Origin of the sequence: Synechococcus sp. R6-5, assembly GCF_047461775.1 — a bacterium.
Lineage (GTDB): Bacteria > Cyanobacteriota > Cyanobacteriia > Thermostichales > Thermostichaceae > Thermostichus.
The window spans coordinates 1-9016 of the sequence record NZ_JANSHV010000291.1; the positions used below are offsets into that span (position 1 = coordinate 1).

The 9016-nt window shown below is 57.1% G+C and carries 10 protein-coding genes; 7 read left to right on the top strand and 3 right to left on the bottom strand.

Features of this window, described 5'->3' with window-relative positions; all coding sequences use genetic code 11:
- Positions 1–28: 28 nt before the first annotated feature.
- A complete protein-coding gene (locus NW818_RS12905) occupies positions 29–1291 on the bottom strand; it encodes a class I SAM-dependent methyltransferase (RefSeq protein WP_414424785.1) in 1263 nt (420 codons plus the stop codon).
- An 85-nt stretch (positions 1292–1376) separates the two neighbouring features.
- Here NW818_RS12905 and NW818_RS12910 point away from each other — a divergent pair, with 85 nt between their 5' ends.
- Both NW818_RS12910 and NW818_RS12915 read left to right on the top strand, forming a co-directional pair.
- Positions 1377–2195, top strand: a complete 819-nt coding sequence (locus tag NW818_RS12910) for a hypothetical protein (RefSeq protein WP_414424786.1) — start codon at positions 1377–1379, stop codon at positions 2193–2195.
- Between the two features lie 305 nt (positions 2196–2500).
- Positions 2501–3478 (top strand): PspA/IM30 family protein, encoded by a 978-nt coding sequence (locus NW818_RS12915; RefSeq protein WP_414418304.1) that lies wholly within the window; start codon positions 2501–2503, stop codon positions 3476–3478.
- Between the two features lie 63 nt (positions 3479–3541).
- On the opposite strand, the gene NW818_RS12920 is transcribed toward NW818_RS12915, so the two are convergent.
- On the bottom strand, positions 3542–4297 hold the full coding sequence (locus tag NW818_RS12920) for a 5'-methylthioadenosine/adenosylhomocysteine nucleosidase (RefSeq protein WP_414357952.1): 756 nt from the start codon (positions 4295–4297) through the stop codon (positions 3542–3544).
- A gap of 221 nt (positions 4298–4518) precedes the next feature.
- Between NW818_RS12920 and NW818_RS12925 the strand changes: the two genes are divergently transcribed.
- The 5 genes from NW818_RS12925 to nuoK all read left to right on the top strand — a co-directional run bounded on the left by NW818_RS12925 (position 4519) and on the right by nuoK (position 8330).
- Positions 4519–4983, top strand: a complete 465-nt coding sequence (locus NW818_RS12925; RefSeq protein WP_011432906.1) for a YbjN domain-containing protein — start codon at positions 4519–4521, stop codon at positions 4981–4983.
- Between the two features lie 17 nt (positions 4984–5000).
- Entirely contained in the window at positions 5001–5732 is a 732-nt protein-coding gene (locus tag NW818_RS12930) for a lipoyl protein ligase domain-containing protein (RefSeq protein ID WP_414424787.1), read from the top strand.
- A 145-nt stretch (positions 5733–5877) separates the two neighbouring features.
- Positions 5878–7215: a TPM domain-containing protein gene (locus NW818_RS12935; protein ID WP_414424788.1), complete on the top strand. Its 1338-nt coding sequence runs from the start codon at positions 5878–5880 to the stop codon at positions 7213–7215.
- A gap of 119 nt (positions 7216–7334) precedes the next feature.
- Positions 7335–7943, top strand: a complete 609-nt coding sequence (locus NW818_RS12940) for an NADH-quinone oxidoreductase subunit J (protein ID WP_414357958.1) — start codon at positions 7335–7337, stop codon at positions 7941–7943.
- A gap of 81 nt (positions 7944–8024) precedes the next feature.
- A complete protein-coding gene (nuoK, locus tag NW818_RS12945) occupies positions 8025–8330 on the top strand; it encodes an NADH-quinone oxidoreductase subunit NuoK (RefSeq protein WP_414328814.1) in 306 nt (101 codons plus the stop codon).
- A 44-nt stretch (positions 8331–8374) separates the two neighbouring features.
- On the opposite strand, the gene NW818_RS12950 is transcribed toward nuoK, so the two are convergent.
- Complete coding sequence (locus tag NW818_RS12950) at positions 8375–8701, bottom strand: DUF5684 domain-containing protein (protein ID WP_011432901.1); 327 nt, start codon at positions 8699–8701, stop codon at positions 8375–8377.
- Between the last annotated feature and the right edge of the window lie 315 nt (positions 8702–9016).

The following is a 9016-nucleotide window of genomic DNA, read 5'->3' on the forward strand; positions in this document are numbered from 1 at the left end:
CAGTGTTCAGCGTAAATGTATCAGCTGCCTATTGCAGCATCAAAAAAAGAAAGTCTTCTAGGTTGGTTAGGAAGGTCAGCACCTCAGCGGTTGTTCGTTCTTCATCTGGGGATCCCAACTGGACGGCCTGTTGAATCAGCTCTCGAACCGGCGTTGGTCCTTGAAGCAGTGGCGCCAACCAGCTCACTTTCTCGGCAGGGATGCTGATCCGCCCGTGGGTGGCCCCTGTCCACTGCATTTCGTAGGGCCGCTTCTCTTGCAGGGCTTTGCTGTACTCCTGGCGAAAGCGGGGGTTGTCCATCAACAGGGGATTGAATTGTACGGATCCCGACAGCCAATCTTCGTCGCTCCAGGGCAGCACCGGCGAAGAGCCGGCATGCTCCGCCCAAAAGTCGATGAGGCGATGGACAGGGCGAAGGAGTTCATACAGATGCAGCCGCTCCATGATGCTGAGGGTTGCCAACCGCTGCCGCACAAACTCAGGCACCTCTTTAAACAAAGACTCCACCGACCAGTCGGGCCTATCCACCAAGCTCAAAAAGCTCAACCCCGCCTGCTGCAACATGCGAAACAGGTCGGGGATCGTGAACCCCTTGTCGTTGGAGAGTAGGTAATTATTCATAATGGCCGCATCTTCGGCATAGTTGGCCGGGTTCCAGAACACCGCCTGGGCCACTTCTTCCCGAAGGGATCCCATAAACTCCCGCACATTTTGCGCCCCTACAGCCGGTGGAACGTCAAATTGGCCCACTTTTTGAAAGGCTTCCTGCAAGCGGAAAAACACCTGCCGTTGGCGGCGGCTGTGGAGATTGGCCCGGATGATGCCATCGGGCTTGAGGACATTTTTCATCGCCCGCAGGCCCTCGGTGGGATCCTCCAGCAAATACAAAACATCATTGAGGCTGATGAAATCAAACTGGATCCCCAGACGCTCCAGCTCCAGCAGATTGAGGACATAAAATTCGGCATCTGTGAAGCCGTGGTGGCGCAGGCGTTCCTCGGTAAGCTTGACCGAAGCCGGAGACAGATCACAGGCAACGATCTGGGCCCCTGGATTGGCCTCGGCCATCATCAACGTTTCCCAGCCGGAGCCACAGCCGGCATTCAACAACACCTTGCCCTCTGGCGGGACGATGGTATGGGTGCGCAGGTACTGAGCCGTGGTGTAGCTCATCTTGAACATCTCCGGCAAGGCATTGCGAGCCGTCTGCGAGAGGGGCACATTAGGGTAGGGCAGAGCCTCGTAAAGGCTCAAGGCTCGTTCCGAAGCGGAGAGGGCAGAGCTGGCCATAGGCAGGGGAAAGGCTCAACGGTTCAATTTATGATTGAGTGTAGCCCTGGTCGCGACAGCCTCAGGGATCCGCAAAAAACTTGCCATGGCTACTGCTTCCTTGCCCCGTCGTCGCTCTCGCTTCTCCCTCATAGGCACTCTGGCCGCCGTTGGGGGGGCGTTTCTGTGTGGGATCCTGGTGGTGCGGCTGCAATTGCCGATGCTGGAGCGGATCAATCTGGGAGAATTGGAAAATGCCGAGGCCCGCAAAAACCGCAACATTGCCCTGGCCAATACGCTGGGGTGGCTGGGCTACCGCAACTTGGGGGCTTCCTGGCTGTGGCTGGAGCTGATCCAGTACTACGGGGATGCACCGGCTCGCACCCTGACTGGCTATGGCCTGGCCTACGACTACTTCGATCACATGCTGCGGCTGGATCCCCGTTTCTTCTTGGGCTACCGGCTCTCCAGTTTGGTGTTGGCCTATCGGGCCGGCCAGCCGGAAAAAGCCGTCGAGATTTTGGATCGCGGCTTGCAGCAGTTCAACCCCCAAAACAACCCTGACGCCTGGCGACTTTATGTGGATCGCGCCCTACTTAACTTTATGTTTCTGGGGGATGCGGAAGCGGGCCGCAATGACTACTACCAAGCCGCTGTCTGGCGAGAGCAGGTGGGCCTGCCTGGAGATGAATTTCGTCAACTAGGAGATAACATCGCCCGCAGCCCCCTCAGCCGCCGTTCCCAATTCGATGTTTGGCTGAGCGTGTTTAACTCCACCACCGACCGGGATACCCGCCTGTTTGTCTTGGAACAACTGGTCCAGTTGGGTACCGTGCTGCAAACGCTGCCCACCGGAGAGATCGAGATCCTGCCCCCTCCTCTGCCCGACTTCCCCGACGAAGAACCCTATCGCTTGCGCCTGTGATTTGGTCCGGGGGACAAAGATTGCGCCTTAGGGCTGTGACGTTGCCCCAAAAGGTGAGCTAAACTCTAACCCAAATTAAGCCGACCCCACGAGCCGACTCTTCGAGAGCCGCAGCTTTTCGTGGGAGAGGTTCGCTTTTCCGACGTAGGGAGCAGCTGGCTCTGTTGCCTTTGCCAGGGAAGAGCAGCAGCCAGCCTCACGGCAACCCCCAAGGACGCTCTGGGATTCCGGTTTGTTCCCCCAAACTTCTCTATCTTATTATTTCTTAACTTTTGTTCTTGTTCTGCACAATAGGAGTGACCCCCATGACCTCAAGAACTTCCCTTCTGATGACTGTGGCTGTCCTTTCGGGCAGTTGGCTTGTTCTTCCAGCGGCAGCACAATCTTCCGGGACGGCACGGGTGCGGTCGGTGGTAGATGGGGACACCTTTTGGGCGGACTTGAACGGCAGGCCAACCCGTTTCCGTCTGGCCTACGTGGATGCGCCGGAGCTGACCCAAGGGCGCTGGGGGCGGCTATCCCAAGAGGCTCTGCAAAACTTGCTCCCGACGGGATCCCTGGTGCAGGTGGATACCCTCTATGTCACACCGGAAGGGCTTCACATTGCCCAGGTGTACAACGCCGATGGTTTGGTGAATTTGGAGATGTTGCGCCAGGGTCAGGCGGTGGTTTATGAGCGCTTTTTGCACGGGGCCAATCGGCAGCGCTACTTAGAAGCTCAAGAGGGGGCCCAAGCGGCACGGTTGGGCTTCTGGCAGCAGCGCAATCCGGTGATGCCTTGGGAGTTTCGGGAGACGGCCACACAAACCTCGGCCTTTGCAGGGGTCAATGTTTTGGATGGTTCTTTGATTCGTGAAAATCCGGCGGCAGCTGCGGGTGTGGGGATTGCTACCGCAGTGGTGGTGGTGGGTCTGAGCAAAGTGCTGTGGAGAAAGCCCAGCCGACAAAGGGTGAGCATCCGGCAGATGGAGCGGGATCTGAAACAATTGCAGCGCAGCCTGACCACAACCCTGGCCAGTCGCAAGCAACTGGAACGGCGGTACGACGAAATTTTGCAAAAGGCCGAAGATTGGTTTGTCAGGGCTGAGAAAGCCAGCCAACAGAACCAAGATGACCTTGCCCGCGAGGCTTTGGTCCGGCGCAACCAGCACATGAGCGCGGCAGAAGCGGTTCGCAAATCTTTGGATGAAGTTGAAGCACAGGTGGCAACCCTTCGCGAAGGCATTTCCCGCCTAGAAAGCCAGATCTCGATGGCCAAGCTGGAGCGGGAGATGAACAACTGACGCCAACGCGATCCAGCCCAACTCTTCCTTGGGAAAGGGGATCCCCGGATCCCCACAGTCGGGCTAAGGCAAGGACGGGGGCAGACTTTGCAGGATGGTGCGGACAACTGCTGCTGAGTTGAGCGCTGCTGTTTGAAAAAAGCTCAAGAAATCCGTATCGTCCCCTGCATCGCTAACCGAGCGCACCAGCAAACAAGGGATCCCGGCTTCTTGCGCTACTCGCACCACGGCTGCCCCCTCCATCTCCACAACCAAAGCGCCGGTGCGTTCTCGGATTTGTCGGCGTAGGTCTGCGTCGGCCACAAACACATCGCCGGTGGCCACCAAGCCTTGATGAATGACGGGATCCCGGCCTTGTAGGGGGTGGAGAGGGATCCGCTCGGGATGGGCCACAATCAGGTCGTAGAGGGCGCTATCGGCCTCGGCCAGTGGGTGGCGCAGCTCTGGGATAAAGTCGATCCCCAAGACAAAGCCCTCGGGTCGTCCGGTGCCGAAGTCGTGCTCAATCGCCGCATGGGCCAGCACCACATCTCCCATGTGCAGGTGATCGGCCAAGGCCCCGGCCACACCGGTAAAAATGATCCCCTGCAAAGGGAAATGGGCCACCAACAAAGCCGCTGTGGTTGCCGCCCGCACCTTGCCCACCCCACCTTGTACCACCACCACCGGTTGCCCCGCCAGGGATCCCTGGTGGAACTGTCGCCCCAGATGGGTATGGATGGAGCAGGTTTCCATTGCTGCGGTGAGCATGGCCACTTCCTCGGGCAGGGCTCCAAGAATACCAATGGCTTTCTGGGGGAGATGAGATGGAGATTCCATAGAGCTTCCCTCAGGTTCTTCGAAAGACTTTTGAACAGGCTCTCTCTCCAGTTGGCGGGGGGGATCGCTTGCCCTCACCTGTCCGGCCACTTAGTGAACCATTGCCAACGGTTTCATTCTCGCCTGAGTTGAGGATCCCAAAGCGATGACCGGATAGGTCGGAGTCTTAGGCGGTATAGCGGTATAGTTGAGGTGGTTGGATAGGGAATAGGGGGAAGACCATGGTCTACAGTGAGCCGCTCATGAGCACCTTTAACCCTTCGCCAGAGGTTTTTCCAGAGTCCGTTCGCTACGTTGAGGTTGTCTCGGCGGTGGTTTCCAGCCTCAAAGAGGATGCGGCCTACGAAAACCATGAGCAGGGACACACCTGGAAGTTCACCTACGGCACGGCAGAAGTGTTCGTCCATCTGAGCGGCGAATCCCCAGAAGACACTCTTTTGGTATGGTCTCCCGTTCTCTCTCTGCCGGTGGCAGAACCGGCCAAGCTGATGCAGAAGCTCCTGGAGAAGAATTGGAGCGACACCCTAGAGGCGCGCTTTTGCATCTGGAACAACCAGGTGGTGCTGAACCACTACCGCACCTTGGAAGGGATCACAGCGGGCGAAATTTCCCGGGCCATCACCATTGTGGCCAGCTTGGCCGATGAATATGATGAGCCCCTCCAGGCGGAGTTCCCCAAAGTTTAAGGTCTGGCTTTGCCAGGATGGGATCCCAGGGATACTGGCTCCCCTACCGCGTGGCCCCTGGGGCCTGGCAAATGGAGCAGGACTTCCGGCTTTTGCACAGGCTTCGTCGGGATCCTCAGCCCTGCCTGCGCTTTTATGGCTGGGATCAGCTTACCCTCTCGCTGGGACGGCACCAGGTTTGGCCAGATCCCCTGCCAGGGATCCCGATTGTGCGCCGACCCACGGGGGGAAGGGCGGTGCTCCATCAGGCGGCTGAGGATGCAGCAGAGCTGACCTACAGCTTGGTGTTGCCCCTTTCTTACTTGCAAGCCAGGTTGCCCAGTTTGCAGCGGGCCTGGGTGTACGACTTCTGTTGCCGCTTTTGGGTGCAGGGGTTGGCGGAGCTGGGCATTGCCATAGATGAGCCCGCTTTTGCTCACGGCCGAAGCCACCGGGATCCCGGCTACCGCAACAAGACCAGTTGCTTTGCCTCCCGTACCCGTGCTGACTTGAGCTGGCAGGGCAAAAAGCTGATGGGCAACGCCCAACTGTGGCAACCTTGGGGGATCCTGCAACAGGGATCCCTCCTATTGCAACCCAATCTAGAGCTGTGGGAACGGTATCTGCCCGGCTCGCAGGTGATTGGTATCTACGACATTTGCCCCACGGCGCCAGGGATCCCTGCTTTGATCGAACATTTTCTCCAGGCCGCCCGGGAGTGCTTTGAAGTGGAATGGCAAGAAGAAGCCTGGCTCCCTTGGCCGGACTGAGGGCCGGTTGCTGTTAACAATTACTAGCAACAAGAAGCGGCTTGTCTCAACCGTTCCCCAACTCCCCTCTCTCCCTGGGAAAAGGACTGCCAGTCTAGCCGAGACAGCTGTGCTAGAACCTAGGCAGCGCTCAGCCAGGTAAGCCATGCCGAAAGTTTGGGCGGCAGTTTTGCTAGTTGTATCCCTGCTGCCGCAGCCCGCTTGGGCCATTACCCTTGAACAAGTGCCCAACCCCCGCCGTCAGTATGGAGGGTGGGTTTCCGATACCGCCAACATCCTCAGCAGCAGCACCGAAAACGAGCTCAACCGTCTTATCACTCAGCTTGAGCAGCGCACCAGTGCCGAGATGGCAGTGGTTACCGTGCCGAATACTCAGGGATATGCAACACCAAAAGACTTCACCACGCAGCTATTTAACTACTGGGGGATCGGCAAGGCAGGCCAAAACAACGGGGTTTTGTTTCTCATCTCGGTAGGGGATCGGCGGGTGGAAATCGAAACGGGCAGGGGCCTGGTCGCTATCCTCCCCGACAGCCGAGTCCAGCAGATTATCGACCAGCAGATCCTGCCCAAGTTTCGCGATGGGGATTTCGATGGCGGCACTCTGGCGGGGGTGCAGCAATTGACCTCGGTGTTGCAGGGCCAGCCCGTTGCAAATGTTCCTGCGGCAGCTTCTGAAGTTACCACCTCAACGATTGCAACTTCTTCTGGGGCAGTGGCCCAGGGCATTGATTCTTCCCTGGTGGAAGGGATCCTGCTGCTGCTGGGGATCATCATTTTGGGACTGGGGTGGCAGCGCTCTCGCATGCCCGTCTCTCTAAGGGCTGAGCGAGGGGGAAGACAAGTCCTCTCCCTGACACGCAGAGATCCAAGAACAGGTGCTGTGCTCTCTTCGGTTCAGAGCGACCCCATTCGTCTCTTCCTCTATTCGGGATCCCTCTGCCTTGGCGTGTTCCTAGGATTGTCCAGCGGCAACTGGCTGGGGTTCGCTCTGCCGGTTGTGGCTGCTATGGCCACTGACGGCACCTTGAGCCGGAAGCGTGGGATCCCTTTTCAGCCAGTGGTCTGTCAAGCCTGTGGTCGACCCATGCGACTCATCCAGCCCCAGCTTCTGGATAAGTACCTTCCCCAAGAGCATCGCCTGGCCAGGAGCCGCGGCAGAGCTCGCTACTACGGCTGGTTTTGTCCTACCTGTCAAGGAATAGCTGTGGTTGTGCGCGAAGGCACGCTCTCCCGACACCTTTACTGCCCTCGGTGCCAAGCTCTCACCCTTGACCTCACCACCCAGGTTCTCCAGGAAGCGACCTATGACTCCAGCGGTTTGAAGTTGGAGATCCTGACCTGCCCGATTTGCCAATACCGCCGTGAGAGAGAAGTTGTGATCCCGCAGCTCAGTGACAGCGACAGAGACTTCGATAGGGATTCGGATAGGAGTTTCGGGGGCGGCAGAAGCAGCGGCGGCGGAGCGGGCGGCAGTTGGTGAGACCCAACTCTAGAGATTTCTCTATCGATCTGAAAAAGGAGTCGGGCTTCTCTTAAATCCGCCAGGACAGTACAGTGGTAAGGGAGCAGCAATAGAAACTGGCTAAGGACGGATCTCTCATGACCCTCGGAGAAGGCGTACAACTGGTTACGTTTGTGGTGCTATCGGCGATGGCCATTGGCTTCGCGCTAGGCGTGGTTTGGGCCCCCAGCATTGTCTATTCCGGTTTTCTGCTCGGGGGCGTTTTCCTGAGCATGGCCGGGTTGTATCTCCTCTTGAATGCCGATTTTGTGGCCGCAGCCCAAGTTCTGATCTACGTCGGCGCGGTTAATGTGTTGATCCTGTTTGCCATCATGTTGGTGAATCGGCGCTACACCTTTGCCCCCCTGAAGCTGGGCTGGCTGCGCAACGGAGTGACGGCGGTGGTCTGTTTGGGTCTGTTTGCCCTTCTAGCCGCGATGGCTTTGAACACCCCTTGGCCGCTGCAGCCGATCCAACCTTTGAGCAGTGTGTTGGTGATCGGCGGCCACTTCTTCAGCGATTATCTTCTGCCTTTTGAGCTGGCTTCTGTTTTGCTGCTGATGGCGTTGATTGGGGCCATTGTCTTGGCGCGGCGGGAGTTTGTTCTTCCCCAAGCCGGAGAAGGGGATCTGAGCTTGCTGGAGCGGGCCCGACCCCAGCTGGAATCAGAGTCAGAACGACCGGCAGAGCTGGTGAGCACCCGTTGAAGCTACCTGCTCTCGGCCATAAAACCTAGAGCTTTCCCGAGGCCCCTGTCATTGTGTATCTACATGGAGCTCATCGCGATGTTGCAACTGCAGTTTTTCTTGGTGGTGGCAGCGATTCTTTTCTGCATTGGTATTTACGGATTGATTGTGAGCCGCAATGCGATTCGCGTCCTGATGTCGATTGAGCTGATGCTCAATGCGGTGAACCTGAACTTCATGGCTTTCTCCAACTTTGTCGATTCAGCGATGATTCGCGGCCAGGTGTTCTCGGTGTTTGTCATCACTGTGGCGGCTGCCGAGGCCGCAGTGGGCTTGGCCATCGTGCTGGGGATCTACCGCAACCGCGCCACTATCGATATGGAGAGCTTTAACTTGCTCAAGTGGTAGACTTTTTCGATTGTTTAGTTTGTATCAAGGCAAGGCTGGCTAATTCAAGTGAAGGCCAGAATGCCTGAGTAGAGCAAAGCTCCCAAAACAGGCAGGAAAACCAGCAGACCCAGCCAGCGGGATTTATTCAGGCGGGGTGGAATGGCAAAGATCACCCAGATACCGAAGATCAAGTTGACTAGGGGAATGAAGAAGAGGATCACCCACCAGCCGGGTTTACCAGCAGCTCGACACATCACCCAGATGTTAGCAATCGGGATCCAAGCTAACCAAGCATTCGGCACGTTTAGCTTCTCTCCAATCACCATTAAGGTGTAGCTAAAGAAGGCGTAAAGGGCAACGGCAATCAGCCCTGGTAAAAGCTCATCCATCGTGACCCTCCCACATATTTTTTGATATTTGCGAATGTCAACTCACTTGTCTCCAGCGTCTCTTTGGTGTCAGAGACAACCCTCGAATCTATACAGCTATAAGGCCAAACCGCAAGAAAACCAACTTTCCAAAGCTGTTCAGGAGCTACTCTGATCCCGCCCACAAAGTTAGCCAAAAGGGATCCCGTTGTCCAGACTTATCTGTCAAGTTTCATCAAGAATTCTGTCAAGTTTCATCAAGAATACAGATCTGACGAATAATCTCTCAAGCACCGGGGGGCAACGGCGGGCATTGGATCCCGGGAACCAGGGATT